The sequence below is a fragment of the Roseobacter sp. AzwK-3b genome, from assembly GCF_000170875.1.
Taxonomy (GTDB): domain Bacteria; phylum Pseudomonadota; class Alphaproteobacteria; order Rhodobacterales; family Rhodobacteraceae; genus Roseovarius; species Roseovarius litoreus.
The window spans coordinates 652911-677778 of the sequence record NZ_ABCR01000001.1 but is presented as its reverse complement, the minus strand read 5'-3'; the positions used below and the strand labels follow the sequence as shown (position 1 = coordinate 677778).

Sequence of the window (24868 nt, the reverse complement as noted above, 5' to 3'; positions counted from 1 at the left end):
TTTCAATGGCGGCCCCATTGCCGCCGACCCCAATCCATTCCCATGCGCCCGGGGTCAAAGGCATCACGTCACAGATGGGGGCGCCATAGCGCAGTTTGAAGCATTTTGAAAGCAATGATGACGTGAGCGCTACGAATCAGCGTTAACAGCCATCAAAACAGGGCTTTTGGCAGATCGGTATCGCGTCGGCATCACGTCGGTATTACGTCGGTATCGGGATCGGTGCGCGGCGGGATTAACGCGGCGGGCGTTGCACGCAGCTCAGAACACGGCGTGATCGCCCAGATCGACCGACACCTCGCCCCGGATCAGACGGGTATAGAACGCCTCGAGTGTGTCGGTGCCGAACTCGAGCGTGGCGTCGGCGTCATATCGGCCCGTGACCGGATCGAGCAGCAGCATCGACTCGGTCGCGTAGTAGCGGCCGATGCGCGCCAGTTCGGCCTTGTCGCGCCATTTCGGAGACAGCCGCCCGAGCGCGCCGAGACCGGCGATGATGGCATCCATCATACCCACCGGCACATGGCGAAAGCGGGGGTCCTGCCCCAGAAGGCGGAAGAGCAGCTCGCCCTGCTGACGGGGGGTGATCGCGGGGCCGGGTCCACCGATGGGCAGGATGCGGTTCTGCCGGTCGGGATCGTCGAGACAGGTGGCGATGTAGCGGCCCAGATCGGCATCGCTGATCGGTTTGCAGGCGGTCAGCGCGCCATCGCCGAAGAGCAGGAAGGGTTTGCCCGCGCGCAGGCGCGCGACCTGCCCCGACAGGGATTTGAAAAACGCGGTCGGGCGCACGATGGAATAGGTCAGGCCCGAGGCGATCAACGCCTGTTCCGCCGCCAGCTTGGCCTGCTGGAAGGCAAGACGCGGCTTTTGCACACAGATCGCGGACAAGAGCACGACATGGGCGATACCGGCATCGCGGGCCGGGCCAAGAGCCGCGACATGCGCCTTGTGATCGATGGCCCAGGCATCACGCGGCGTGCCGCTGCGCGATGCCATGCAGGAGACCAGCGCATCAAAGCGGTCACCCCGAAACCCGTCACGGATCAGGGAGGCGGGATCGGTGACATCGCCAAAGCGCAAGCTGGCGGCATCGGGCAACGGCACGCGCATGTCGTCCGAGGCGCGCGGGCGCAGGAAACACGTGACGTGATGGCCTTGGGCCAGAAGGGCGGCAACCGTCGCCTGCCCGATCGTGCCGGTGCCGCCAAGCACGAAAACACGCTTGGGGTCTGGGGATGGGGGGGCGGCGACTGACATCAGGCGGGTCCGGCAGGTTGCGGCGGTTGCGGACCTTTGTGACGAAAAACGCCCGCTCTGGAAAGAGCGGGCGTCGGGTGATCCGAAAAGGATCGAAACCTTAGCGGCGAATGCCGAGGCGCTTGATGAGGTCCTGATAGCGGGCCTCTTCCTTGGCCTTGAGGTAGTCCAGCAGTTTCCGGCGCTGTGCGACCATCTTGAGAAGGCCACGGCGGCCGTGGTTGTCCTTCTTGTGGGTCTTGAAGTGCTCGGTCAGCGTGGCGATACGCGAGGTGAGGATGGCAACCTGAACTTCGGGCGAACCGGTGTCGCCTTCTTTGGTTGCGAATTCCTTCATCACGCGGTCTTTTTCTTCAGCGGTGATCGACATCGGGGTCTCCTTTTTGATCAAGGGTGAAGGGCGCAAGCCGGGATGTCGTCCAGCATGGTCCTATGGAGATACCCCCCGCAACACGAGGGATGGGCGCGTATAGGAGGAATCGCGCCGAAAGAAAAGAGGAGAATCGCAGCGCTGCGTCAGGGCCGCGCGCGGGCTTAGCTGGCCGAAGGCGGCAGCGCGCTTTCGGGGATCAGGGCAATGGCGTCAAGCGTCAAGCCCGCAGCGCCGGAAATCGCCGCGATCCGCACACCGTTCAGCGCAAGGTGCTGTAGATCGGACTCGGCGTCATCGGGTTCCAGCGTCACCTCGGGATCGGGGTCCGTGCTGTCATCATAGATCACCATCAAGGCATCCTCGGTCAGCGAGAAGTCAAGGATCTCGGCCTGATGGTCTTGGGTGATCCAATGGCCGAGCATGAAGCTGTCGGCGCCGGTACCCCCGGTCACGGTGTCGTCCTGACCGATGACGATCACATCGTCGCCACCGCCCCCATTGAGGAAATCCCCCGCGTCGATATCATCGGTTTGCGGGGTGTTCGGATCATCGACAACACCGGTCAGCGCGTCGTTGCCCCAACTGCCGAACAGCGTATCAGCCCCCAGCCCGCCATCGAGCGTGTCATCGCCCAGACCGCCATGCACGGCATCGTTGCCATCATCGCCCATGACGCTGTCATTGCCTTCGCCACCCTGCAGGCTGTCATCGCCCGCGCCGCCCGACAACGTATCCTGCCCCGCGTGACCATAAAGATCGTCATCGCCATCCTGACCCGAGAGGCTGTCATCGCCTTCGTCACCATGCAGCGTGTCATTCCCGGCCTCGCCCAGAAGCGTATCCTGCCCCCGATCACCGAAAAGCTGATCGTCACCGGGACCACCAGCCACGAGATCATCCCCGGCATAGCCATTGATCTGATCCGAGGCGTCGGTGCCAGTGATGCTGTTGTCGGTGGCATCGCCCGAGATGATCTCCCCCGGTGTGAAGGCTGTGTCGGGCGCGCTTTGATCGGGTGCGGAGCCTTCGGGCGCGGTCTCGTCCGGAGACGGGTCTTGCTGATGGAGAGAGGACAGCAGATCAGGCTGACCGGAGTCAGGCTCAGGCGGGAGGGGGGAGTCGGCGTTTTCGTCGGAGGTTCCGAAATCGAACCCGAAAAAGGCCGTTGCACCCACAGCCATCATACCCAGAATACCGGCAAGCAAAAGCATCGCACCAACCCGAAAACACGCGCGCCGATAGAGCCACACAGCCCCGAACCGGTCAAATCCTTCTAGACAGGTTGGTAAACGATCCGGTTAACGCCGGGGGCCATTGGGCGTGACCTCGTAGCCCGGCTCTTCGGGTTCGTCATCGGTCATTTCGGGCGGGAACCCGGGGGCCCGGATATCGAGCCCGGTGGCCTCTTCCAGACGGCGGATGATGTTGGGCGACAGTTCGCGCGCACCATAGCGGGAAATGCCATCCTCGAAGATCGAGATCATCAGCGGGTTCAGCTCAAGTGGAATGCCGGCGCGGTCGGCGACCTGTTGAAACAGGCCAATATCCTTGCGCACAAGGTCCATGGTGAAGGAAATGTCGCGCGAGCCGTTGAGGATCACCTGACTTTCGGTCTCGTGCACGAAGGAGGTGCCGGAGCTGATGCGGATCGCCTCGTAGGCGGTGGCAAGGTCCATGCCCGCGCCCTTGGCGGTGACAAGCGCCTCGCAGCAGCTGAGCAGATTGGCGGTGGCGAGGTAATTGGTGATGACCTTGAGAATGGAGGCCGATCCCAGATCACCGGTATGCAGGATGCGGCGGCCCATCTTCGTCAACAGCGGCAGGATGATCTCGAAGGTCGCCCGGTCACAGCCCGCGAAGATCGAGATGTTGCCGGTATCGGCCCGGTGACATCCACCCGACACGGGACAGTCCACGGCGGCGCCGCCCTGAGCGATCACCTCGGCGCCAAGGCGCTTGATCTCGGCCTCGTCGGTGGTGGACATCTCGAGCCAGATCTTGCCGGGGGCGACATGGGGCAGCATCTGCCCCACGACACCGGCGCTGGCGGCAGGCGAGGGCAGGCAGGTGATGACCGCATCGCAGGCCTGCATCATCGCCGCCGGATCGCTGGCGGCGGTGGCGCCACGGGCCACGACCCCCGCCACCAGATCGGGATCGAGGTCATGGACCATCAGATCGATCCCGTTGCGCAACAGGCTGCCCGACAGCTTGCCGCCGACATTGCCCAGACCTATGAAACCGACCTTCATGTGACCCCTCCCGTCATGTGTTTCGCCCACCATGGGGGATTCGCGGGATTTGCCAACAAAAACCGTATGCTCAGGTCAGTCGCAGGCCGCGGTGACGATGATCTCGACCTTGAGCACGTCGCGCGCAAGCCGCGCTTCGCCGCAGGCCCGGGCGGGGGCGTGGCCCTCGGGCACCCATGCGTCCCAGACAGCGTTCATCTCGGCGAAATCGGCCATGTCGGCCAGCCAGATCACCGCCTGCAGCATCCGGTCGGGCGAGGAGCCTGCCTTGGCCAGAAGCGCCTCGATGCGCGAGATGCAATCGCGGGTCTGTTCGGTCACGGTGTCGCCATCGCCAACCTGCCCACAGAGATACGCCACCCCGTTATGCTTGACGATCTTGCTCATGCGGGCGCCGGTGTCGATACGTTCGATCATGGATCGGTCCTTTGTCATTCGGCCGCGTCGGCCATGTCTTCCATTGCCGCCAACTCGCCCAAGGTGATGGGTTTGAGGGGCGGACGAATGCGGTAATAGCCGGTGTCATCGAGACTTGCACCATTTTCGCGGGCCAGAAGCGCGCTTACGGTGAGGCCGCAATAGCGCCCCTGACAGGGTCCCATGCCGGCACGGCCAAAGGCCTTGGCCTGATTTGGCCCCTTGCAGCCCATCCGGGCAAAGCGGCGGATGTCGCCTGCGGTCACTTCCTCGCACCGGCAGACGATGGTGCTGTCGGCAGGCAAAAGCGCATCGCCGCAAGGCGGATAGGCGGTATCCAGAAACGGGCGCGCGGCCAGCTCTTGCGCGCGGCGGCGGTGCAGGGGTGCGGCTTGCGCATCGCGCTGCGCATGCGTGATCCGGCTCAGATCACAGGCGGCATGAAGCGCGGCCAGCCGGCCCGATATCTCGGCCACGGCGGCGCCGCCGATACCGGCCCCGTCCCCGGCGATGAGGATATGCTCTTGCGATGTGCCGCCCCAGTCATCGACTTGCGGCGTAAAACACTGCTGACGCGCATCCCAGTGATGCGCGATGCCGAGCGAGCGGGCGGCTTGGGTGTTGGGAACGACGCCGTGATGCAACAGCACCGTGTCACAGGCGATGCGATGGGTCTTGCCGCCTGCGGTAAAGCACAGGGCGGTGGCGTGGCTGTCACCCTCGATGCGCAGATCCGTGGCGGCGGAGTGGCGCGGCACGCCCGCGCGGCGGATCTCGGTCAGCATGCGCGCACCTTTGAGCAGGTAGCGCCAGCCGCGCAAGGCGCCGGGCAGATGCCGGAGGGAGGCCAGAAAATCGGCGCGGCTTTGGGTTTCGACAAGTGCGAGCGGCGGGGTGCCGGCGCGCACCATCTGGGAGGCGATCAGGTAAAGCAGCGGGCCGGATCCTGCGAGAACCGCCCGGCGGGGCAGGACACCCGATTGCTTGAGCAGGATCTGCGCGGCACCCGCCGTCATGACCCCCGGCAGGGTCCAGCCGGGAATGGGCATGGGACGTTCCAGCGCACCGGTCGCCAGAAGGACGCGCGCGCCTTGCGCCACGGCGCCCCGACCATTCACCGAATAGGCGACCTGCCCATCGGGGTCGATCTTCCAGACGGTTGCGCCGGAAACATGAGAAATCCGTTCGCTTTCAATGCCTTGCACCAAGGGCAGGCCATCGGCGAAATCAGCCCCGAGGATATGTCCGCGCGCAGGCGCAGCGCGGGTCACATCGCGGTAAATCTGACCACCGGGCCGGGGCTGTTCATCAAGGATCAGCACATCCAGCCCAAGGGAGGCGGCGGTGGCGGCGGCGGCCATACCGGCGGGGCCTGCACCGATCACGATGAGATCCGAGTTGTGCATGGTCATGCCCCCTTGTCCGCAGGGGCGCGGGTGACGATCAGGCCATCCGAGACCTCGACCATGCAGGCCTGACGGGTGATGCCGTCGATCTGCACCAGACAATCATAGCAGGCCCCCATCATGCAGAACGGACCGCGCGGGGCGCCGGAGACAGGGGTGTCACGCAGGCTGCGCAGACCGGCGGCCAAGAGGGCCGCGGCAAGGTTCGCCCCCTCGGGCAGACGGTAGTCCTGACCATCGAAGCGCACGATGACGCGCGGGGTGCTGTCGGGGGACAGCTCAAGAAACGGCGAAGCGTCGTTCACTGAACACCTCCAGATCGGGGGCGGCATCATTGCCTTCGAGCCAGTCGGTCAGATACCGGGCATGGGCCGCCGCAAGGGTGATACCGCTATGGCAGGTGACAAGGTAAGCCCCTGACATTTCGCGACTTTCCTGATAGATCGGCAGGCCATCAGGCGACAGGATCCGAAGCGCGCCCCAGGCGCGGACGATCTGCGCGCGGGCGAGATCGGGAAAGACGGTGGCGGCGCGGGCGGCGATATGGGCGGTGGTGTCGATGGTGACGCTGTCATCATACCCCACCTCTTCCTTGCTGTCGCCGATCTGCACGCCGCCTTCGTCCACCTGCCGGATGATCCCCGAGGGGCGGTTCATCAGTTTCGGCAGTTTCTCGGTCACGAGAACCTGACCGCGTTGGGGGCGCATCGGGGCTTGAAAGCCGAGTTTCGGGCCAAGCGCAATCCCGCCAAGCCCCACAGAAAGCACGACTTTTCCAGCCTCATGGGTGGCGCCATCGGCGCAGGTGATCCGAAAGGAGGACGGCTTGTCGACATCCGTGACGGTCACGCCTGTGCAGACCGTGCCGCCCATGCGGCGGACATCGTCGGACAGGGCCTTGAGCAGGCGCAACGGGTTCACGTGACCGTCCTGATGATGCAGGATCGCGCCCACGACCTTGGGGCCGATATTGGGTTCTTCGCCCTTGAGAGCGTTGTGGCCAAGCACCTCGAACGGGTAATTTCCGTCCAGTTCGTCACGCAGTTTTTCGTAGGATTTCACCTTTTTATCAAAGGCTTCCTCGTCAATGTGGTAATCGAGACCGCCCTGCTGAACCAGCGACAGATCGCGGCCTGTCGAAGAGGCCAGATCAGCGGCGAAATCGGCCCAGGCGGCAGCGGATTGCTGGGACCAGCGGGCATAGGCGGGTTGCGAGAGGCCCTTGGATTGCACCCAGACAAGGCCGAAATTTCCACGGCTGGCACGGTAAGAGCCATCATCGCCATCGAGCACCAGAACGGAGCGGCCTTTTTTCAAAAGGCCCCAGGCGATGGAGAGGCCCACGACGCCGCCGCCGATGATCGCGTAATCCGCCTGCATGTGGTTCTTCCGGGTCGGTGTTTCAGGGGCCGGGGCGGCGGGTTGGGGCCGCCCCGGTTTGTGTGCGATTGGTACGAATCCTACGCGGGATTGGTACGGATGACAGAAGCCGGACCGGGATTTGTGTCCATTCCGTACACAAACCCCGATACGGAGCGCGGGATTACTGGCCGATCTTGTCGAGGATCGCCTGACCCCAATCGGCGCCGACATCCTCGAGCACCTGCGGCCAGACCTCGGCGCGGACCTTGGTGGCCATCACGGCAAGCTGCTCGTCGGTCAGATCGACGACGGTGGCGCCCAGCTCATCGGCAAGACGCTGTTCCCACTTGCCCTGATCCTCTTCGGCGACGGTCCAGCGGGTGGCCTCGAACGCTTCGGCGGCGGTTTTGAGGGCGGCCTGATCCTCGGCGTCCAGAGCGGCGAGCGACTCGTTCGAGATAATCATGTACCAGACCTCGAAATGGGTGTTGGCGGGGATATAGGCCTTGGTCACGTCACGGAAAGACGCGTAGTAGCCTTCGGCACCCGAACCGATCACACCATCGACCACGCCGGTCTGAATGGCGGTGAACGCCTCGGAGAAGGGGATGGGCGACGGGATGTAGCCAAGCGCCTCGCCGGTCAGCTGGAACGACTTGATGCCGGGAACGCGGACCTTGATGCCGTTGGACTGCGACGGATCGCCGGGATTGACCGGATCGGTGTTGAGCGCGATGCCGCCGAAATAGACCGGGTAGGCCGCGAGCATGGTGATGTCCTGCTCGGCGTAAAGCTCGGCCATCACGTCACGGACGACACCGCCGGGGCCATAGATGGCGCGGGCCTGATCCCAGGTCGACGCAAGGAAGGGAAACGAGCTGATCTGCATGCGGCGGTCGGCGCCGGTGGCGGCGGGCTGTGTCGCCATGTCGACCGCGCCGACGCTGACGCGTTCCTGCACGGTGGTATAGTCGCCAAGGGCCGAGGCCGGGAAAATGGTGATCGTGACATCACCGCCGGTGGCTTCGGCCACGGTGGTCGAGAAGGCGCGAAGTTCCTTGTCGATGGTGGCGTCCTGCGGGCGCACATGGCTCATCTTCAGGTCGGCGGCGGATGCGAAGCTGCCGATGGCCACGAGGGCGGCGACAGCGGTGCTGGTCAGGATGTGTTTCATGGGTGTGGTCCTCCGAGTTGGTTTTGGTTTGGTTGGGGTGGCTGATGCGGGTCAGTAGCCGAACAGCCGCGGCAGAAAGAGCGAGAGATCGGGCCAGAGCGAGGTCAGGAAGACGACCGGCACATAGCCCAGCGCAATCAGGATCATGGCGGGCGGGATCACCTTGGTGACCTTCACGTTGCCGATCCGCGCGCCGAGATAGAGGATCGAGGCATAGGGCGGTGTCACGCCCCCCATCGCGGTGTTGACGCCCATGATCGCGGCGAACTGCACCGGGCTGACGCCAATCGCCTGCATCAGCGGCAAGAGCAGCGGCGCGATAAGGATGATGGCGGTCACGTCGTTGACGACCATGCCGACGAGAAACAGCAGGATGTTGATGAAGATCAGCAGGAGCACCTTGTTTTCGGTGATCTCGAAGATCGCGCTGACCATTTTCTGGGGGATCGCCTCGTAGACGAACATCTGGCTGAGGATCATCGAGAAAAGGATCATCAGCATGATCGCGCCCACGGCGGTCGCGGCCTCTTTGCCGGCTGCGAGGAAGCTGCCCCATGTCAACCCGCGATAGATGAAGAAGCCCACCGGCAGCGCGTAGATGACCGAGATCGCGGCGGCCTCGGTCGGGGTCATGATGCCGCCATAGATGCCGCCGAGGATGATGATCGGCATGAGCAGCGCCGGTGTGGCGTTGAAGCCCTTGTGCGCCACGTCGGTGGCCAGCTGCGTGAAGCTGGGCTTGTCATCGAGGATCAGATCGAACTTGCGGCTCATCCAGAGGTTCACGACCGAGAAGTTGAACATGATGAGCAGGCCCGGCCCGAGCGTGGCGAGAAAACACGCAAGGATCGACGTGTCGGTGACCCAGCCATAGACGATCATCGTGACCGAGGGCGGAATGAGCAGGCCAAGGATCGACGAATTGGCGATGAGGGCCGTGGCATAGGCGCGCGGATAGCCGCGCTTTTCCATTTCCGGGATCAGCAAGGGGCCGATGGCGGCGATGCCCGTGAGGCCCGAGCCGGAGATCGCGCCGATGATGGCGCAGGACACCGCCGCGACCACCCCAAGCCCGCCCCGGATATGGCCGATGAAGGCGTTGACGAAATTCAGCAGACTGGCGGCTATGCCGCTGGCGGACATGATCGTGCCGGCCAGAACGAAGAGCGGAATGGCCAGAAGCACCGGGTTGCCGAGTTGCTGGAAGCCCCAGAGGATCATGCCCTTCATGGTCACGCCGCCGAGGAAATACATCACCATCAGCGCCGAGCCGAAGCAGTAGGGCAGCGGCACGCCAAGCGTGAGGGTCAGCACCAGAAGCGCAATGGCGAGGAGAGCAATCTCGATCATCGGGCTGCCCCCTGTCCGCGCAGGACATTGATGTGCCGGACCAGATGCATCGCGGTGTAGAGCATCATCAGACCCAAGCCTACAACCAGCGCCACGTCGGAATAGAAGGTGGGGATGTAGAGCGTCGGGCTTTCCTTCCAGACGCGCCAGGCATAGCGGGTGAAGTCCCAGGCCCAGGACAGAAGCCAAAGGCCGACGATCAAGCTGATGATCTCGCCGATGATGGCGAGGATCGTATGGCCGCGTTCGGACTTGATGGCGATTTCCAGCACGTTGGCGCGGATATGGGTGTCTTCGCGAGAGGCGTTGACGGCGCCGAAGATATAGAGCCACAGGGTCGGGTAAAGCATGGTTTCCTCAAGCCCCATGACCGGGATCTGAAGCACGTAGCGGGTGATGACCTGCACGAACTGGCCAAGGGCGACCACGCAGATCAGGCCCGTGAGCAGGTATTTCGCGAACGTGTCCATATGCCCCCCGCATGTGACGGAATGTTCAACAACAGATTGACGGCGGGCATGGCATAAATGCAAATTGGAAAAATCACTCAATCCATAGAGTGACTTTATGGGGGTGCCGATGAACCTGTCCTTTCGTCAGTTGATGACCTTCCGCGAGGTGATGCGCACCGGGTCGATCAGCCAGGCGGCGCGCGCGCTTGGCCGCACACAGCCAGCGGTCAGCGCGATGATCGCGGGGCTGGAGGATGAGCTGGGCTTCAAGCTGTTCGAGCGGCAACAGGGCAAGCTGACGCCGCAGCCCGAGGCGCGGTTCTTTCTGGAGGAATGCGACGATATCCTGTCCCGGCTGGAGCAGACCAAGCGCACGCTGAGCGGCATTTCCAAGCTGGAGGCGGGGCATCTGCGGATCGCCTGCCATCCGGCGGCGTCGGGGTTTTTCCTGCCCAAGGTGCTGACGGAATTCCTATCGGACAAGCCGGGTATCCGGGTGTCGCTGATGATGCGGTCCTCGTCATTGATCGAGGAGTTGATCGCCTCGCAGCAATTCGACGTAGGCTTTGCCGAGACGCCCGAGCCGCGCCCCTCGATCCGGCAGAGCGATTTCGATCTGGAATGCGTCTGCGCGATCCCGGCGGGCGATGAACTGGGGGCACGGCCGGTCATCACGCCCGCCGATCTGGATGAGCGGCGGCTTGCGGTGCTGTTTGCGGAACACCCGACCTATCGGCAGACGGTGAAGGCGTTCGATATGGCCGGGTGCCGGTTCGAGCCGATGTTCGAATTGCAGACCTTCCTTCCGGGGATGCGGTTCGTGGGGGCGGGGCTGTGCTATATGATCTGCGACATGATCACGGCCCATAGCCATCTTGCGGGTCTGGCGGCGGGCAGCGGTGTGGTGGTCCGCCCGTTCCGTCCGAGAATAGGCAGCCGGGTGTCCGTGCTGACCCCGGCGCATCGGCCCGGCTCGCAACTGTCGGAAGCGTTCTGCGACATGCTGCGCGCAAGGGTCGAGGACATGCAGACGGAGATGAAAGAGATCCTCGGGCAACCGGTATAGGGGTGGGAAAGGGGGATGTCGGTCGTGAGCATGTCGGTCATGCGGAGGACCCTGTTACCAGCACCTTACCCGGACGACGGGAACGAAGCCGATGGGCGGCACATGCGGAAAGCCGATCTGCCGGGTGGGATGCAGGCGTGGGGCATCCGATCCTTGCCTTTGGGATATGACCCTGCGCGATCGTGACGGTCGCCGCAGAATTCAGTGCGGTGCGCCGATCCCGGTATGAGTGGCTTCCGTCATCACAAGGATTTCAGTCGTGACGCAGACGGCATTCACATCATGTTCCAAAAGACCAGTATGCCCGCGCCCTTCGAACCCGACCGAGGCAATCCGGAGATCGAGTTTGCCGCCATGCACCTGCCCTTCGAGGATCAGGATCTCGGTGGCATGGCTTTGCACCGTCTGGCCATCGCGAAAGGCGGTTCCGACAAGGCTTCCGATGCCTTCGATCCGGGCCGTGGCAATCGCGTGATGCTGCGCCAAGTCCAGCAGGGCTGCCGTGATGTCCTGATTGGGCAGCAACCTGACGAGGAGGGCATTGGGCCGGGCTGCATGTGTCATGGCCTGCGGCTGGAACAGGACGAAATTTGTCTCGGGGTCGTGGGAGGACACAAGGCCCGCCCCCTTGAGACCCCATCCCGACACCGTGACATCGTGGGACAGGATACTGTCGTCGCACAGCATGTGCCCGGCGTCAGGCAGATCTGCAGCCGCCTCCCAAAGCCCATGGCAATGCAGGAAGGCCGCCCCCTCACGCTGGCCCAGATGCACGCCCGCATGTCTGACGTGCACGGGGGCGGTTCTTTCATATGTCGCGCTATACCACGCGGCATGGTCATCATCCGGCGAGGGGGCGGGCGTCACAAAGCGCAAAACCTCGAAGCTGACCCCGTCAAGCCGAAGATAGCCGAAGTCGAACCCCAACTGGGCAAAGGCGGATTGCACCGCCTGCGCCACGCTTTGTCCCGCGCGCAGCGTGACGCGCACCGGCACGGCCTCGCACGGGAGGGCGCTGACGCGCTCTTCGCCGGCCTTGCCGGGATGCTGGATCCGCCGCATCATGACCGTCACGCCGCCGGGTCCGGCAACTGACCACGGGCCAGAAGTTCGTCGCGGATCATTTTCTTGGTGATCTTGCCATAGGCCGATTTGGGCAATTCATCCCATATCACGACGTAGCGGGGCAGCTTGTAGCGGGCGACCTGCGGGGAAAGCCATGGCAATATGTCGTCTGGCCCTATTGTCGATTGCGGGTTCGGCACGCAAACGGCCATGCCCACCTCGCCCCAGACGGGATCGGGCACGCCCAGCACCGCGACTTCGGACAGGTCGGGGTGCAAAAGCAGTTTCTCTTCGATCTCGCGGGGATAGATGTTCGAGCCACCGGAGATATACATGTCCGAGGCCCGTCCGGTGAGATAGACAAACCCCTGCGCGTCCATGTGTCCGAGATCGCCGGTCAGGAACCAGCCGTCGCGGAAATTTTTCTCGTTGGCTGTCGGATTGTCGAAATATCCCGCGAACACGGCAGGACCGATCACCGCGATCTCGCCGGTTTCGCCAAAGGCGACCTCTTCGCCCTGCTGGTTCTGGATCTGCACCTGCATCCCGGTGCGCGCAAAGCCACAGGTGCCGATGCGCATCTTTTCATCATCGGCGTGATGATGCGCGGGCGGCAGGACAGTGATGTTCCCCGTGACCTCACCAAGGCCGAAATATTGCACCAGCACCGGCCCCAGCTTGTCCAGCGCACGGCGCTGATCGGCGCGATACATGGGTGCCCCCGCATAGATGACATAGCGCAGGCTTGAATGGTCGTGCTGATCGACACTCGGGTCCTCGACCAACAGTTTCACGATCGTGGGCACGGTGAACATGTTGGTGACACGCCAGCGCGCAACCAGTGACCATATCTGGTCAGGATCGAATTTCTCGCCTGCGGGCAGGATGGTTTTCACCCCATGCGCCACTTGCGCCAGTTGGTGAATGCCTGCGCCATGCGACAGGGGCGCCACAACGAGAGAGGCATCTTCGGGCCCTGTCGCCGGCATCAGATCGCACAGATGGTTGGTGATAACAAAGGCCAGTTGGCCATGGGTGAGCACGGCGGCCTTGGGTTTGCCCGTTGTGCCGGAGGTGAAGAAGAACCACGCCGGGTCATCGCGCTGCACCGCCACGGCGGCTGGCGCCGCGCCGCTATGACGGGCAATCAGCGCCTCATAATCCGGGCCGATGGAAATCGTCGCATCGACATGCGGCGCACAGGCGGCGGCGTGGTTGGGAAACTGCGCCCCGCAGAGCAAGAGCCTTGCACCGGACGAGCCGGCCAACCAAGCCAGATCTTCGGGCGACAGGCGGAAATTGGCGGGCACCCAGACGGCACCCACACGCCAGCAGGCGAACATCGCTTCGAACATCTGGTTGCAATTGGACGACTGCACCAGCACCCTGTCGCCCTTGGCGATGCCGTAATCCTGAACCAGGGCATGTGCGAAGGCAGCGGCGCGGGCCTCGATCTCGGCCCAGCTCCAGGTTTGATCGCCCCAGACAAAGCCGGTATCATCCCCCAGCCGGCGCGCGCTTTCGGTCAGCAGGTGCGACAGGTTCATCACCCGCGTGGAAAAGGGTGTGACCCCCTTCGACAGATCCATTCTCATTTTACGCTTTCCAGAATTGACACATAATTGGTCACGGCAGCACCGCCCATGTTGAACACCCCCGCGAGCGTAGCACCGGGGACCTGCATCGCGTCGGCCTGACCGGCCAGTTGCATGGCCGCCATGACATGCATCGACACGCCCGTGGCCCCGATGGGATGGCCCTTGGATTTCAGTCCGCCAGAGACATTGACCGGCAAGCGCCCGTCTTTTTGCGTGATCCCTTCGCGGATGACGCGGTGCCCCTGTCCGGGTTCGGCCAGTCCCATCGCCTCGTATTCGAGCATCTCGGCAATGGTGAAGCAATCGTGGGTTTCCACAAGGCTGAGGTCGTCCAGCGACGTGCCGGACTCGGTCAATGCATTGGACCACGCCATGCGCGCGCCGCGAAACTCGAGCACGTCGCGGCGCGACAAGGCCATGATGTCATTGGCCTGCGCCCGCGCCCGAAAGCCAATGGCGCGCGGCATGGTGGCGGCTGTCTCGGCATCGGCCAGCACGAGGACTGCGGCACCATCCGAGACAAGTGAGCAATCGGTGCGCCGCAACGGACCCGCCACGCGGGGATTCTTGTCGGAGACGGTATTGCAGAACGCCTGCCCGAAATCCTTGCGCATATGGGCGTAAGGGTTGGCCATGCCATTTGCGTGATTTTTGGCGGCGATCATCGCGAGCTCTTCCGAGCGGTCGCCGTAACGCTGAAAATAGCTGTGTGCGATTTGTCCGAACAGGCCGGCAAAGCCGCCGTCAACATCCGCTTCTTCGGCGCGGTAACTTGCCGACAACAGGATATCGCCCACCTCGGCGGTGGGGGTGGCGGTCATCTTCTCTGCGCCGACCACCAAGGCGATGCGGCCGCGTCCTGCCTCGATGAAATCCATCGCGCCGAACAGTGCCGCCGATCCGGTGGCGCAGGCATTCTCGTAGCGGGTCGCCGGTGTGTGATCGAGGCCATCGGTCCCCATGGCAACCAGGGCCGCCTGGAAATCCTGCTTGGAAAAGCCGTTGTTGAAGACGCCCACGAAAATGCCGTCCACATCCTGCGCGCCGATCTGCGCGTGCTCGAGGGCCTGCGACACGGCCTCGGCCATCAGGCTTTCGGTGTCGGGATGTTCGGATTTGCCAAAGGCCGTATGGCCCCAGCCGACGATCTGCGCGCGTGTCATGGGTCGTTTCCTTTCTGTGGCTTGTCATTGTCCCGACCTTGGGTCGGGGCCGTGGCAAGACGTGTTTCAATCAGGCGGGCCTCGGCTTGCAGCTTTTGGGCAAGCTCGGTGCGACGGGGTTCCTTCATCCGGCTTTCGATGGCGGCCAGGGAGACAGCGCCGATCAACTGGCCTTTCTGTCCCAGCAAGGCGACACCAAGGCCCCACGAATCCTCGAAGATCAAACCGGGATTCAAGGCCACGCCAGTCGCCCGTGTCTGCACAAGATGGGTGCGCAGCGTTTCCACGGGGAGGTGGGGGTAGTTGCTGATAAGCTCTGCATGGTTGGAGGCCATCACCTCTTCGACCTCGGCATCGGGCAGCGCGGCCAGCATGGCCAGCGATCCCGCTCCGACGCCCAGGGGATGATGCCCGCCGGGCATCAGGGCATAGGTGCGGATGGGATGGGTGCCTTCCTCGCGGTGCAGGCAGACCGAGTATCGCCCACGCCGCACCGACAGAAAGGCAGTATCGCCTGTGGTGCGCGCAAGGCGTTGCAGACTGTCGATGGTCTGAGACAGGAGCCCGTGGCGATCCTGTGCCAGAAGACCGAGGAGGTAGGCTTCTTCCCCAAGATGATAGGAGCGGCTGGTCTTGGACTGTTCGACCAGCCGCGCCCGCATGAGGGCCAGCACCAGCCGCCTGACCGTGGCCTTGTTCAGACCGGTCTCCGCGACAAGACCCGACAACGTGATGCCCATGGCCGAGTGCTGTCCGATCAGGGACAGCAGCGCCAGTGCCCGGTCTACGCTTTGAGCGCCACCAAGCGAAGAATCAAGTTTGTCATTTTTCACAATATGAACCAATAATGAGGAGGCTTTCTTGTTATAGTCCGCATGTTTCCTGTTATTCTGATTTTATCCTGCGAGATTTGCAAGTTTTTGTTGCAATTCGGAAAGACGAAGGTCCACTATTTGGTCAGCTCGGCGGCGGCGTGAGGACGGCATCGCTGAGCGAAGGATAGTCCCAGGGAGGAACGAATGAAGTTTTTCAACATCACAAGCGCGGCGCTGGCGGCAAGCCTTGCGGTCGCACTGAATATCGGTGCGGCAGGCGCGCAGGAACTGCGGCTGTCGCACAACACGGGCGACGCGACGACTTGGCACAAGGGCGCGGAGCGTTTTGCCGAGCTTCTGGCCGAACGCTCGGGCGGCGATGTGACGGTGCGCGTGTTCCCCAACGCGCAGCTTTCGGGCGGCGATCAGATGCGTCAGGCCGAAATGGTCGGGCGCGGCGCGCTGGATCTGGTGGTGACATCGGCCATCAACGTGACCCCGCTGGTGCCCGAGATGGCGGTATTCTCGCTGCCCTATCTCTATTCCAGCTACGAGCAGGTCGATGCGACCACGCAAGGCGCGCCCGGACAGATATTGTCCGATATCCTGCTGGAAAAAGGCATTGTCGTTCTGGCGTGGGGCGAGAACGGTTTCCGCGAAGTGACCAACAACATTCGCCCGATCCGCTCTCCTCAGGATATGCGCGGTCTGAACATGCGCGTGGCTGGCCCGATGTATATCGACGTCATGAACGCGCTGGGCGCCAACCCTCAGCAGATGCAGTGGGGCGAGACGATGTCGGCGCTTCAGCAAGGCGTTGTGGACGGACAGGAAAACCCCATTGGTGCCGTGATCATTCCGCAGCAAGTCTATGAGGTGCAGAAATACCTGACCGCGTGGCACTATTCCTATGACCCGATTTTCCTTGGCGTGTCCAAGGAGGTCTGGGACGCATTCGACGCTGACAAGCAAACGATGCTCCGCGAAGCGGCACAGGAGGCGATGGAGTACCAGCGCCAGATCACCCGTGAGGACACGGCAAAGGGAATCGACTTCCTGCGCGAGAAGGGCATGGAGGTCTATGAGCCGAGCGCCGATGAGCTGGCAGCCTTCCGCACGGCCACACAGCCCGCCTTTGACCAGTGGGCCGCGAAAGTGGGTCCCGAGATCGTGGGTGCGTTCCAGGACGCCATCGCGGCCACCAACTGAGGCGTGACCTAGCCGCCCGTGGCCACCGGACAGGGCCACGGGCTTTTGCCGTCAGGGTTCGGATTTATGATACGCCTTCTGTTGCGCGACTTTGAAAAGATCGTCTGCGCCATCCTGTTTCTTGCGATGACGAGCATCGGCTTTGTGAATGTCGTGGTTCGCTATGGCACCAACTTCTCTTTTGCCGCGAACGAGGAACTGCTGGTCAATGGCTTTCTGCTGCTGACGGTGTTCGGTGCCGCCATCGCCGCCCGGCGCGGAGAGCATCTGGCCGTGACCATGGTGCATGACTTGTTGCCGCGTTGGCTATGGTCGCCGGTTTTCCTGCTGTCTGTTGCCTTGTCCGTGGCTTTGCTGGCCTTTTCGGCCTGGTTTTCCTGGGAAGCGATGATGAATATCAAGCGGGTCGGCATGCGCTCTTATGGTCTGGGTCTGCCTGCGTGGTATTATCAGGCCGCCCTGCCCTTCGGGTTCGCGCTGATCATCCTGCGCTATGTGCAACATGCCTGGACAGTCCTGCGCGCGGGGCCGGATGCCAAAGCGGTGACCGGGGGCGATCATGTTTGAACTGATCGGCATCTCATCCGCCGGAACGCAGATGATTATCGTCTTCTTCCTGCTGCTGGCGCTGCGGGTGCCGGTGGCCTTTGCGCTTGGCCTGTCGGCGCTTTATGCGATGTGGATGATTGGCTTCGGCCTCGAGCTGGCCGGGGATCTGATCGCGACGGGCATCACCAAATTCTCGCTTCTGGCCATTCCGTTCTTCATTCTGGCGGGCACCTTGATGGGCAGTCTTGGCATTGCCGAACGGATGATCCGTTTTTTCCGGGTCGCCGTGGGCGATCTTCCGGGGGGCATGGGCACGGTGGGCACCATCGTCTGCCTGTTCTGGGGCGCGGTCAGCGGATCCGGCCCCGCATCCGTCGCGGCCATCGGGCCGATGATCGTCAAGGGCATGGAGGAGGACGGCTATGACCGCGCCTTCGCGGCCGGACTGGTGGTGACAGGCGCGGCCTTTTCGATCGTGATCCCGCCGTCCATCGGGCTGGTGATTTATGGCGTCATCGCCGAAACCTCGATCTCGCAACTGTTCATTGCAGCCATCGTGCCGGGTATTTTCATGGCCCTGATGATGATCCTCGTGCTGCCGTTCACGCAGCGCCGCACCGCGGGGGATCGAGCGCCCGGCGGTGGCACCAATGCCTTGCACACCCTCAGCCCGCACCCCTTTGCCGATGTGCCACGCAGAGTGGCCCTGTGGCAGTCCTTCCGGGAGAGCTTTTGGGGGTTGATGACACCGGTGGTCATTCTGGGCGGTATCTATTCCGGTATTTTCACCCCGACCGAGGCCGCCATTGTCGCCACTGTCTATGCCCTCGCCGTAGGGGCATTTGCCTATCGCACCCTGAATGTGAAGACACTTTTCGATGCGTTAGGGGATGCGGCGGCTTCTTCTGCGGTGGTGATGCTGATCGTGGCCTATGCGAGCCTGTTTGGCTGGGTGGTCACGGTCGATGATCTGGTGGGCAGCTATTCCACGGCGCTTTTGGGCGTGAGCGAGAGCGGCTGGGTGATCCTTCTTGTGGTCATGGTGATCCTGCTGCTGGCCGGGATGTTCATGGACCCTGTGACCGTCATGTTCATCGCCCTGCCGATTTTCCTGCCGGTGGCGCGTGAAATGGGATGGGATCCGGTCTGGTTCGGGGTGCTCGTCATGGTCAATCTGGCCATCGGCCTGATCACCCCGCCCGTCGGGATAAATCTCTATGTGGCGGCCAATGTGACCAAGCTCAGCATCGAGCGAGTGGCACGAGGCACAATGCCGTTCCTTCTGGCAAGTCTGGTGGGCCTGATCGTGATTGCGGCGGTGCCGGAGATGTCGCTGATGCTGGTGGAATGGTTGCGATAACAAAACGGAAAGAAAGGGTTTGAGTATGCAGGCAGCAATCGTAACGGGGGCCGCGCGCGGCATAGGACTGGCGACGACGAAGCTGATGGTGGCCGAGGGCTGGCAGGTCGCCATGATTGACCGCGATGAGGCCGCGCTGATGGCCGCGGCGGAAGAGCTGGAGAATGTTCTTCCCGTGGTTTGCGATGTCTCGGACCCGGACCAGGTCAGCGCCATGACAGCCAAGGTGATGGACCGCTTCGGGCGCATAGATGCCTTGGTCAACAACGCAGGTGTGGCAGACTTCCGGCCCCTTGCAGATACCGATCTCGCGATCTGGCGGGAGGTGATGGCCACCAATCTCGATGGGGTCTTCCTGACCAGCCAAGCGGTTCTGCCCCATCTGAAGGAGACGCAGGGCGCGATCGTCAATATCGCCTCGATCTCGGGTCTCAGGGCCAGCACTCTACGGGTTGCGTATGGCACCTCGAAAGCCGCCGTGATCCATCTGACGCGGCAGCAGGCGGCCGAGCTGGGGGAATGGGGGGTGCGGGCCAATTGCGTGGCGCCCGGTCCGGTGGATACCAAGCTGGCACTGGCCGTTCATTCACCGGCCATTCGCGCCGCCTATCACGATTCCATTCCCTTGAACCGCTATGGCAGCGAACTTGAGATTGCCGAGGCGATCGTCTTTCTGTGTTCCAGACGCGCCAGCTATGTCACCGGGCAGGTGATCGCCGTGGATGGAGGGTTCGACGCGGTGGGCGTCGGGTTGCCGGCGCTGCGGGATCAGCAGCCGAGCTGACCGTCACTCCGCGAAGCTGGGGTATCCGGGACCATTGACGCCCTGCAAAGCGCCGCGCGAGGACGCTTTGATGAAGGGCATCGGGGTCAACCCGGATGTGCCCCAGCCGTGCTTACCGTATGAGCAAGCAGATTGGTCGAGGCAATCTCAGGTATCGAAAATATTGGTCGGAGTGAGAGGATTCGAACCTCCGGCCCCTGCCTCCCGAAGACAGTGCTCTACCAGGCTGAGCTACACTCCGACCGTGGAACAGGCGATTACAGATCGTTGCTGCGCTTTGCAAGGGGGATTCGGGCGGGCGCTTGTATTCACGCGCGATCACCCACATTCTGCGATCATGGGATGATGCCGACATGATGCAGATGGTGACGGCCCTTGGCGGAATAGGCTTGTTCCTGCTGGGCATGAAGATCATGACAGAGGCGCTGCGCGAGGCGGCGGGGGCCGATCTGCGGCGGTTGCTGGCGCGGTTCACGACAACGCCGCTGCGCGGTGTCGCCAGCGGTGCGGCGACCACGGCGGTGATCCAGTCCTCATCGGCGACGACGGTCATGACGGTTGGCTTTGTCGGAGCGGGGCTTCTGACGTTTCCTCATGCGCTCGGGGTGATCTATGGCGCCAATATCGGCACCACGGTGACCAGCTGGATCGTGTCGCTGGTGGGGTTCAAGCTGAAGCTGGGCGCGGTGGCGATGGTCCTGCTATTCGCGGCGAGCCTGAGCCTGCTGGTGTCGCAAGCGCGCGTAGCAAGGATCGGGCGGATCGTGGCGGGGTTCAGCCTGCTGTTCATCGGGCTGGACATGATGCAGGAGGGGCTGGCGGGTGCTGCCGACTGGCTGACGCCCGAACGCTTGCCGGGCAGCGGACTTGGCGGGATGCTGGCGATGGCGGCATTGGGTCTGGTGCTGACGGTGGTGATGCAATCCTCGTCGGCGGCGGTTGCGGTGGTGCTGGTTCTGCTGACCACGGGCGCGCTGCCGCTGGTGCAGGCGGCCGCAGCCGTGATCGGGATGAACCTTGGCACCACCTTTACGGCCCTTCTGGCGGCGCTTGGCGGATCGCGGGCAATGCAACAGACATCGCTTGCCAACCTTCTGTTCAACGTCGGCACCATGCTGATCGCGTTTCCGGCGCTGTGGGTGATCGCGGCTCCGCTCGAAGAGCTTGCGGCGCGGACCGGGCCGGATACCGCCCTGGTGCTGTTTCACACCGGGTTCAACCTGTTGGGGACGGCGGTGTTTCTGCCGATGACCGGGCAATTCGCGGCACTGGTGGAGCGGCTGCGCCCGGCGGAGGGCGGAGGCGGCGCGCCGGAAATGGACCCGCGACTGCTCAGCGATGAGGGCGCCGCGCTACAGGCGGCCCATGGCGTCGTGACATGGGCCGCACGCGAAGTCTTGGCGGCCTATGCGGCGGCCCTTGGACCGCAAGGGGATCTGCGGCGGCTGTCGGCGCTGGAGCCGCGGGTGGGCATGGCGCTCGACGATCTGAAGGACTTCATGGCGCGCATATCGGTGCCGCGGGACAAGGCCGACGAGGCCGCTGCCTTTGCCGGGCTGATGCATCAGGCGGATCATCTGGTGCGGCTGCTGGAGCAGAGCCGGCGGCGCGGCTTCATCGCCATACTTGGCCGGGAGCCGGTGACAAAGCGCCCGGCACATTGGTTCGCGGGATGCCTGTCACCAGAGCGGGGGCTGGAGCTGTCCGATATCGGTGCAAGGATGGCGCGGATGGCAGGGCCGGTGGCGCATCGCTTTGCACGGCATCGGCGCGGTCTGCTTCTGGGAGAGCATGCGGGGATCTATTCGGTGCAGGACACGTTCGAGACCACCGATGCGATGCGGTGGCTCACGCGGATCATGCACAATGTCCAGCGCATCGGAGAGTATGACCACGCGTTGGGCAAGCATTTGGGGCGGCCCGACAGGACCGCCCCGGATGTCTGAGCCAGACGGCGCCTGCGTTTAGAGGCTGGCGTCGAGGGCTGCGATCACGGCATCGCCAATTTCCGAGGTCGAGACGGGCTGCACGCCCTCGTCGCCCAGCAGATCGGCGGTGCGCAGACCATCGGCCAGCACCTTTTCGACGGCCTTTTCAAGGCGTGTCGCCTCGTCCCCGGCATCGAAGCTGTAGCGCAGCGCCATGGCGAAGCTGAGGATACAGGCGATCGGGTTGGCCTTGCCCTGCCCTGCGATATCGGGGGCCGAGCCATGCACCGGCTCGTAGAGCGCCTTGGGACGGCCATTTGCCATCGGGGCGCCAAGGCTGGCCGAGGGCAGCATGCCAAGGCTGCCGGTCAGCATCGCGGCCAGATCCGACAGGATGTCGCCAAAGAGGTTGTCGGTCACGATGACGTCGAATTGCTTGGGCCAGCGGGTGAGCTGCATGGCGCCGGCATCGGCATACATATGCGTCAGCTCGACATCCGCGTAATCGGCGTCATGCACCTTTTGCACCACTTCGCGCCACAGGATGCCGGATTCCATCACGTTGGCCTTTTCCATCGAGCAGACCCGGTTGCCACGGCGGCGGGCCAGTTCGAAGGCGGCGCGCGCAACGCGGTCGATCTCGGACTCGGTGTAGCGTTGGGTGTTGATGCCCACACGCTCGTTGCCTTCTTCGAAGATGCCACGCGGCTCGCCGAAATAGACGCCCGAGGTCAGCTCGCGGACGATCATGATATCGAGCCCGGCGACCACGTCGCGCTTGAGGCTGGAGAAATCGGCCAGCGCGTCAAAGCACTGTGCCGGGCGCAGGTTGGCGAAGAGGTCCATTTCCTTGCGCAGACGCAGCAGGCCGCGTTCGGGCTTCAATGAGAAATCGAGGCTGTCATAGGCCGGGCCACCCACGGCGCCCAAGAGAACCGCGTCCGCCGCTTGGGCGCGGGCCATGGTGTCATCATGCAGCGGTGTGCCATGCGCGTCATAGGCGGCGCCACCGACGAGATCCTCGCTGACGTCGAAGGGCATGTCGCGCTTGGCACCATACCAGTCGATGATCTTGACGACCTCGGCCATGACTTCGGGGCCGATGCCATCGCCGGGCAGGATCAGAAGCGAGGGGTTGCTCATTGGGCGTGTCCTTTAGAGTTGAGAGTTCCGCAAATCGCTATCCCGTCGCCGGGGAATGGTCAAGAAAGCCGATGGGGACGCGCAAGGCTCAGGGAAGGTCGATATCCACCCAGACAAGACGGTGGCGGCTGGCGGCTTCGACCTCGGCCAGAGCGGCGCCGGAGGCTGGCCAGTGCACGCCCGCGTCCCGCAGGATCAGATCCGCAGAGGGCAGGATGTAATCCACGCGACGCGGGCCGGGGCCGGGCGGCGGCCAATCCACGGTATCGAGCGAAGGATCGGCACGGCGCGAGGGATCGGGACGCAGGCTTACGGGACGGCGGGGGCGCGCATCCCGAAGCCGGGGGTCAGACAAGAGTTCCAGAAGCGGCGCCTTGCGCCCCTCGCCCTCGGACGGCGACAGGTTGATCGCCCCAAGAAGCGCGAAGCGGCTGACGGGGGCGGGGGCAAAAGCGCCATCGAGATACAGGCGCCAGAACCGGGTTTCATCATGGTTTCGGCGGCCATTGCGATCCTCTAGGCCGTCGAAGACCGGCGCGGTGGCATGGTATGTCAGGACATGGAACGGCCCAGAGGGCAGGATCACCGGAACCACCCAATGCCCCACGGACGAAAGGCGCTGCACCGCCTGCGCCTGTGCGGAGGGGAAGGGCACCCCGTCGCGAGAGGGCAGCAGCGCACCGGGAAGATCGGACCAGAGCAGTCCCGAGAAGTCCTGCGCCTTGGCAGCGTCGATCGGATAACGCGACAGGATCGCCATGCCCCCCTGCCCCGAGAAGGCCCCGTACCCCTGACGGTCCGAGGCGTCGCCGGCGCGCCCGTCGCCATCCATGTCGAGCCCGGTGGGCATCCCGGTATTGGGTCTCAGCGCAAAAAGATGGGGATACTGGACCCCCCGCCGGGAGATGCTGTCGCGCAAGGCCGAGAGGGCCAGCAGATCCATGTCGTAATCGACGCCCTGCAGCACGATGATATCGGCCCGCGCGCGGGCGATCACGGCGGCCACGGCGAGAACCTGAGGATCGTCGCCACGCCGGATGTCGCGCAAAAGAAGGCCGGGGCCTTCGCGCTCAAGCTCGGTGTGGAAGGTGGCGAGGCGCAGGCTGTCGGCCACCGCGAGTGAGGCCCAACAAACCGTCAGAAGTGCTGTCAGGCCTGCTGCAGCGCCTCGGATTCGGCGCGGGCATAGGCGCGTCTGCGCTTTTCCTCGATCATTTCGGCAATGCGGGACATCGCGATACCGCGCATCAACATGCTTGCGGGAAGGAAAGCCCATGCCGTCATCGTCCAGATCAGAGTCTGCGAATTGGCGATCGAGATCGGGTCGATGAGATCGGATGCCGCCTTGATCGCCGCCGGGATCAAGAATGGCAGCAAACTTCCTAACACAATGTTAAGACCGGCATCACGCTTGAGCCGATGGAGCACATCCCCGCCGCCGGTAGGATCAAACAGCGGCAGATTCACCCAGACATTGAAGGCGCCATTGCGGATCGGCCAGCCCTGAAAACGGACGCAGGTGATGAAGACGAACATCATCACGATCGAGATCGTATAAGACAGCCCCGCCGCGGTGCGCACCGACGTGACAAGCTCGGGGCTGGCATCTGCGGGCAACATCAGCACCACGAGCCGCACCGGTGAATAAGGGAAGTCGATCGCCTGCCCCAGCCCGTTGCCGAGCGTCGTCAGGAAGATTGTCAGCTCGGAGGGATAGGCCTCGCCGCGCAGGATCAAGGTGAGCAACAGAACCGTCAGAAAAAGGCCCACGAATTTGAGCCGATTGAAGGGCGGCGCGAAGCGGAACTCAACGATGCTGGGATAGCGCCCGTAATATTCGATGAAGGTCATCAGCGATGCGAGGATCGCCAGCACCATCACCAACTGCGCCGTATCGGAGGACACGGACGGCAGCAGAAGCGACGGTGTCGCTATCAACAACGCCACCAGAACGGCGCGCGCAAGCGCATTTACCACCTGTGAAACCACTACCCGATTCCCTTCAAACTGGTCCGGCCCGGTTCAATGCCACGCCGTTGTTCCAACTTGATCCCGCCAAATGTGACGGCTTGCCCCAATTTGGTCCAACTTTTGCCCACTTTCGGCCCCCGGCTCAACCTGTTGGTTAACAGGACCCGTTTT

24 protein-coding genes and 1 tRNA gene are annotated in these 24868 nt (G+C 63.4%); 6 read left to right on the top strand and 19 right to left on the bottom strand.

What is annotated here, in order from left to right; genetic code table 11:
* Positions 1–261 precede the first annotated feature (261 nt).
* The 11 genes from RAZWK3B_RS03090 to RAZWK3B_RS03040 all read right to left on the bottom strand — a co-directional run bounded on the left by RAZWK3B_RS03090 (position 262) and on the right by RAZWK3B_RS03040 (position 10064).
* Positions 262–1260: an NAD(P)H-binding protein gene (locus tag RAZWK3B_RS03090; RefSeq protein ID WP_007812089.1), complete on the bottom strand. Its 999-nt coding sequence runs from the start codon at positions 1258–1260 to the stop codon at positions 262–264.
* 100 nt (positions 1261–1360) lie between these two features.
* Positions 1361–1630 carry a 30S ribosomal protein S15 gene (gene rpsO, locus RAZWK3B_RS03085; protein ID WP_007812086.1) on the bottom strand — a complete coding sequence of 90 codons (270 nt, stop codon included), beginning with the start codon at positions 1628–1630 and terminating at the stop codon, positions 1361–1363.
* A gap of 164 nt (positions 1631–1794) precedes the next feature.
* Entirely contained in the window at positions 1795–2844 is a 1050-nt protein-coding gene (locus tag RAZWK3B_RS03080; protein WP_007812084.1) for a calcium-binding protein, read from the bottom strand.
* An 87-nt stretch (positions 2845–2931) separates the two neighbouring features.
* Positions 2932–3885, bottom strand: coding sequence for an NAD(P)-dependent oxidoreductase (locus RAZWK3B_RS03075; protein ID WP_007812082.1), 954 nt, complete (start codon positions 3883–3885; stop codon positions 2932–2934).
* Positions 3886–3960: 75 nt separating this feature from the next.
* Positions 3961–4302 (bottom strand): RidA family protein, encoded by a 342-nt coding sequence (locus RAZWK3B_RS03070; protein WP_083798981.1) that lies wholly within the window; start codon positions 4300–4302, stop codon positions 3961–3963.
* Between the two features lie 14 nt (positions 4303–4316).
* On the bottom strand, positions 4317–5714 hold the full coding sequence (locus RAZWK3B_RS03065; protein WP_007812078.1) for an FAD/NAD(P)-dependent oxidoreductase: 1398 nt from the start codon (positions 5712–5714) through the stop codon (positions 4317–4319).
* Positions 5711–6013 carry a 2Fe-2S iron-sulfur cluster-binding protein gene (locus tag RAZWK3B_RS03060; RefSeq protein WP_007812076.1) on the bottom strand — a complete coding sequence of 101 codons (303 nt, stop codon included), beginning with the start codon at positions 6011–6013 and terminating at the stop codon, positions 5711–5713. The genes RAZWK3B_RS03065 and RAZWK3B_RS03060 overlap by 4 nt, the downstream gene beginning before the upstream one ends.
* The gene (locus RAZWK3B_RS03055) at positions 5988–7088 is read right to left on the bottom strand and encodes an NAD(P)/FAD-dependent oxidoreductase (protein ID WP_007812073.1); all 1101 of its coding nucleotides are present in this window, start codon (positions 7086–7088) and stop codon (positions 5988–5990) included. Before RAZWK3B_RS03055 ends, RAZWK3B_RS03060 begins: the two co-directional genes overlap by 26 nt.
* Positions 7089–7251: 163 nt before the next feature.
* Positions 7252–8244 (bottom strand): TRAP transporter substrate-binding protein DctP, encoded by a 993-nt coding sequence (gene dctP, locus RAZWK3B_RS03050; RefSeq protein ID WP_007812070.1) that lies wholly within the window; start codon positions 8242–8244, stop codon positions 7252–7254.
* 51 nt (positions 8245–8295) lie between these two features.
* Positions 8296–9594, bottom strand: a complete 1299-nt coding sequence (locus tag RAZWK3B_RS03045; RefSeq protein WP_007812067.1) for a TRAP transporter large permease — start codon at positions 9592–9594, stop codon at positions 8296–8298.
* Entirely contained in the window at positions 9591–10064 is a 474-nt protein-coding gene (locus tag RAZWK3B_RS03040; protein ID WP_007812065.1) for a TRAP transporter small permease, read from the bottom strand. The genes RAZWK3B_RS03045 and RAZWK3B_RS03040 overlap by 4 nt, the downstream gene beginning before the upstream one ends.
* A gap of 109 nt (positions 10065–10173) precedes the next feature.
* Here RAZWK3B_RS03040 and RAZWK3B_RS03035 point away from each other — a divergent pair, with 109 nt between their 5' ends.
* A complete protein-coding gene (locus RAZWK3B_RS03035) occupies positions 10174–11112 on the top strand; it encodes a LysR substrate-binding domain-containing protein (protein WP_007812062.1) in 939 nt (312 codons plus the stop codon).
* 201 nt (positions 11113–11313) lie between these two features.
* On the opposite strand, the gene RAZWK3B_RS03030 is transcribed toward RAZWK3B_RS03035, so the two are convergent.
* From RAZWK3B_RS03030 to RAZWK3B_RS03015, 4 genes are read right to left on the bottom strand one after another with little or no spacing between them, the layout of a single operon-like run.
* A complete protein-coding gene (locus tag RAZWK3B_RS03030; protein WP_157132117.1) occupies positions 11314–12177 on the bottom strand; it encodes a DUF296 domain-containing protein in 864 nt (287 codons plus the stop codon).
* A gap of 5 nt (positions 12178–12182) precedes the next feature.
* A complete protein-coding gene (locus tag RAZWK3B_RS03025) occupies positions 12183–13766 on the bottom strand; it encodes an acyl-CoA synthetase (RefSeq protein ID WP_007812060.1) in 1584 nt (527 codons plus the stop codon).
* A 2-nt stretch (positions 13767–13768) separates the two neighbouring features.
* Complete coding sequence (locus RAZWK3B_RS03020; protein WP_007812058.1) at positions 13769–14938, bottom strand: acetyl-CoA acetyltransferase; 1170 nt, start codon at positions 14936–14938, stop codon at positions 13769–13771.
* Positions 14935–15771: an IclR family transcriptional regulator gene (locus RAZWK3B_RS03015; RefSeq protein ID WP_037295003.1), complete on the bottom strand. Its 837-nt coding sequence runs from the start codon at positions 15769–15771 to the stop codon at positions 14935–14937. Before RAZWK3B_RS03015 ends, RAZWK3B_RS03020 begins: the two co-directional genes overlap by 4 nt.
* 186 nt (positions 15772–15957) lie before the next feature.
* Here RAZWK3B_RS03015 and RAZWK3B_RS03010 point away from each other — a divergent pair, with 186 nt between their 5' ends.
* The 4 genes from RAZWK3B_RS03010 to RAZWK3B_RS02995 all read left to right on the top strand — a co-directional run bounded on the left by RAZWK3B_RS03010 (position 15958) and on the right by RAZWK3B_RS02995 (position 19655).
* Positions 15958–16962 (top strand): DctP family TRAP transporter solute-binding subunit, encoded by a 1005-nt coding sequence (locus RAZWK3B_RS03010; RefSeq protein ID WP_007812052.1) that lies wholly within the window; start codon positions 15958–15960, stop codon positions 16960–16962.
* 66 nt (positions 16963–17028) lie between these two features.
* Positions 17029–17529, top strand: a complete 501-nt coding sequence (locus tag RAZWK3B_RS03005; RefSeq protein ID WP_007812050.1) for a TRAP transporter small permease — start codon at positions 17029–17031, stop codon at positions 17527–17529.
* Positions 17522–18871, top strand: a complete 1350-nt coding sequence (locus tag RAZWK3B_RS03000) for a TRAP transporter large permease (protein WP_007812048.1) — start codon at positions 17522–17524, stop codon at positions 18869–18871. The genes RAZWK3B_RS03005 and RAZWK3B_RS03000 overlap by 8 nt, the downstream gene beginning before the upstream one ends.
* Positions 18872–18896: 25 nt before the next feature.
* Positions 18897–19655, top strand: coding sequence for an SDR family NAD(P)-dependent oxidoreductase (locus tag RAZWK3B_RS02995; RefSeq protein WP_007812045.1), 759 nt, complete (start codon positions 18897–18899; stop codon positions 19653–19655).
* A 164-nt stretch (positions 19656–19819) separates the two neighbouring features.
* On the opposite strand, the gene RAZWK3B_RS02990 is transcribed toward RAZWK3B_RS02995, so the two are convergent.
* Positions 19820–19896, bottom strand: a tRNA-Pro gene (locus tag RAZWK3B_RS02990).
* Positions 19897–20008: 112 nt separating this feature from the next.
* Between RAZWK3B_RS02990 and RAZWK3B_RS02985 the strand changes: the two genes are divergently transcribed.
* Complete coding sequence (locus tag RAZWK3B_RS02985) at positions 20009–21601, top strand: Na/Pi cotransporter family protein (RefSeq protein WP_050774162.1); 1593 nt, start codon at positions 20009–20011, stop codon at positions 21599–21601.
* A gap of 18 nt (positions 21602–21619) precedes the next feature.
* Here RAZWK3B_RS02985 and leuB read toward each other — a convergent pair whose 3' ends face one another.
* The 3 genes from leuB to RAZWK3B_RS02970 all read right to left on the bottom strand — a co-directional run bounded on the left by leuB (position 21620) and on the right by RAZWK3B_RS02970 (position 24715).
* Positions 21620–22726, bottom strand: coding sequence for a 3-isopropylmalate dehydrogenase (gene leuB / locus RAZWK3B_RS02980; RefSeq protein ID WP_007812043.1), 1107 nt, complete (start codon positions 22724–22726; stop codon positions 21620–21622).
* Between the two features lie 88 nt (positions 22727–22814).
* Complete coding sequence (locus tag RAZWK3B_RS02975) at positions 22815–23840, bottom strand: endonuclease/exonuclease/phosphatase family protein (protein WP_007812041.1); 1026 nt, start codon at positions 23838–23840, stop codon at positions 22815–22817.
* 35 nt (positions 23841–23875) lie between these two features.
* Entirely contained in the window at positions 23876–24715 is an 840-nt protein-coding gene (locus tag RAZWK3B_RS02970; RefSeq protein ID WP_007812038.1) for a hypothetical protein, read from the bottom strand.
* Between the last annotated feature and the right edge of the window lie 153 nt (positions 24716–24868).

Bases quoted from the DNA above. Each gene is read 5' to 3' on its own strand.
- RAZWK3B_RS03090 (WP_007812089.1), bottom strand. From the start codon at position 1,260: ATGTCAGTCGCCGCCCCCCCATCCCCAGACCCCAAGCGTGTTTTCGTG.
- rpsO (WP_007812086.1), bottom strand. From the start codon at position 1,630: ATGTCGATCACCGCTGAAGAAAAAGACCGCGTGATGAAGGAATTCGCA.
- RAZWK3B_RS03080 (WP_007812084.1), bottom strand. From the start codon at position 2,844: ATGCTTTTGCTTGCCGGTATTCTGGGTATGATGGCTGTGGGTGCAACG.
- RAZWK3B_RS03075 (WP_007812082.1), bottom strand. From the start codon at position 3,885: ATGAAGGTCGGTTTCATAGGTCTGGGCAATGTCGGCGGCAAGCTGTCG.
- RAZWK3B_RS03070 (WP_083798981.1), bottom strand. From the start codon at position 4,302: ATGATCGAACGTATCGACACCGGCGCCCGCATGAGCAAGATCGTCAAG.
- RAZWK3B_RS03065 (WP_007812078.1), bottom strand. From the start codon at position 5,714: ATGACCATGCACAACTCGGATCTCATCGTGATCGGTGCAGGCCCCGCC.
- RAZWK3B_RS03055 (WP_007812073.1), bottom strand. From the start codon at position 7,088: ATGCAGGCGGATTACGCGATCATCGGCGGCGGCGTCGTGGGCCTCTCC.
- dctP (WP_007812070.1), bottom strand. From the start codon at position 8,244: ATGAAACACATCCTGACCAGCACCGCTGTCGCCGCCCTCGTGGCCATC.
- RAZWK3B_RS03045 (WP_007812067.1), bottom strand. From the start codon at position 9,594: ATGATCGAGATTGCTCTCCTCGCCATTGCGCTTCTGGTGCTGACCCTC.
- RAZWK3B_RS03040 (WP_007812065.1), bottom strand. From the start codon at position 10,064: ATGGACACGTTCGCGAAATACCTGCTCACGGGCCTGATCTGCGTGGTC.
- RAZWK3B_RS03035 (WP_007812062.1), top strand. From the start codon at position 10,174: ATGAACCTGTCCTTTCGTCAGTTGATGACCTTCCGCGAGGTGATGCGC.
- RAZWK3B_RS03030 (WP_157132117.1), bottom strand. From the start codon at position 12,177: ATGATGCGGCGGATCCAGCATCCCGGCAAGGCCGGCGAAGAGCGCGTC.
- RAZWK3B_RS03025 (WP_007812060.1), bottom strand. From the start codon at position 13,766: ATGGATCTGTCGAAGGGGGTCACACCCTTTTCCACGCGGGTGATGAAC.
- RAZWK3B_RS03020 (WP_007812058.1), bottom strand. From the start codon at position 14,938: ATGACACGCGCGCAGATCGTCGGCTGGGGCCATACGGCCTTTGGCAAA.
- RAZWK3B_RS03010 (WP_007812052.1), top strand. From the start codon at position 15,958: ATGAAGTTTTTCAACATCACAAGCGCGGCGCTGGCGGCAAGCCTTGCG.
- RAZWK3B_RS03005 (WP_007812050.1), top strand. From the start codon at position 17,029: ATGATACGCCTTCTGTTGCGCGACTTTGAAAAGATCGTCTGCGCCATC.
- RAZWK3B_RS03000 (WP_007812048.1), top strand. From the start codon at position 17,522: ATGTTTGAACTGATCGGCATCTCATCCGCCGGAACGCAGATGATTATC.
- RAZWK3B_RS02995 (WP_007812045.1), top strand. From the start codon at position 18,897: ATGCAGGCAGCAATCGTAACGGGGGCCGCGCGCGGCATAGGACTGGCG.
- RAZWK3B_RS02985 (WP_050774162.1), top strand. From the start codon at position 20,009: ATGATGCAGATGGTGACGGCCCTTGGCGGAATAGGCTTGTTCCTGCTG.
- leuB (WP_007812043.1), bottom strand. From the start codon at position 22,726: ATGAGCAACCCCTCGCTTCTGATCCTGCCCGGCGATGGCATCGGCCCC.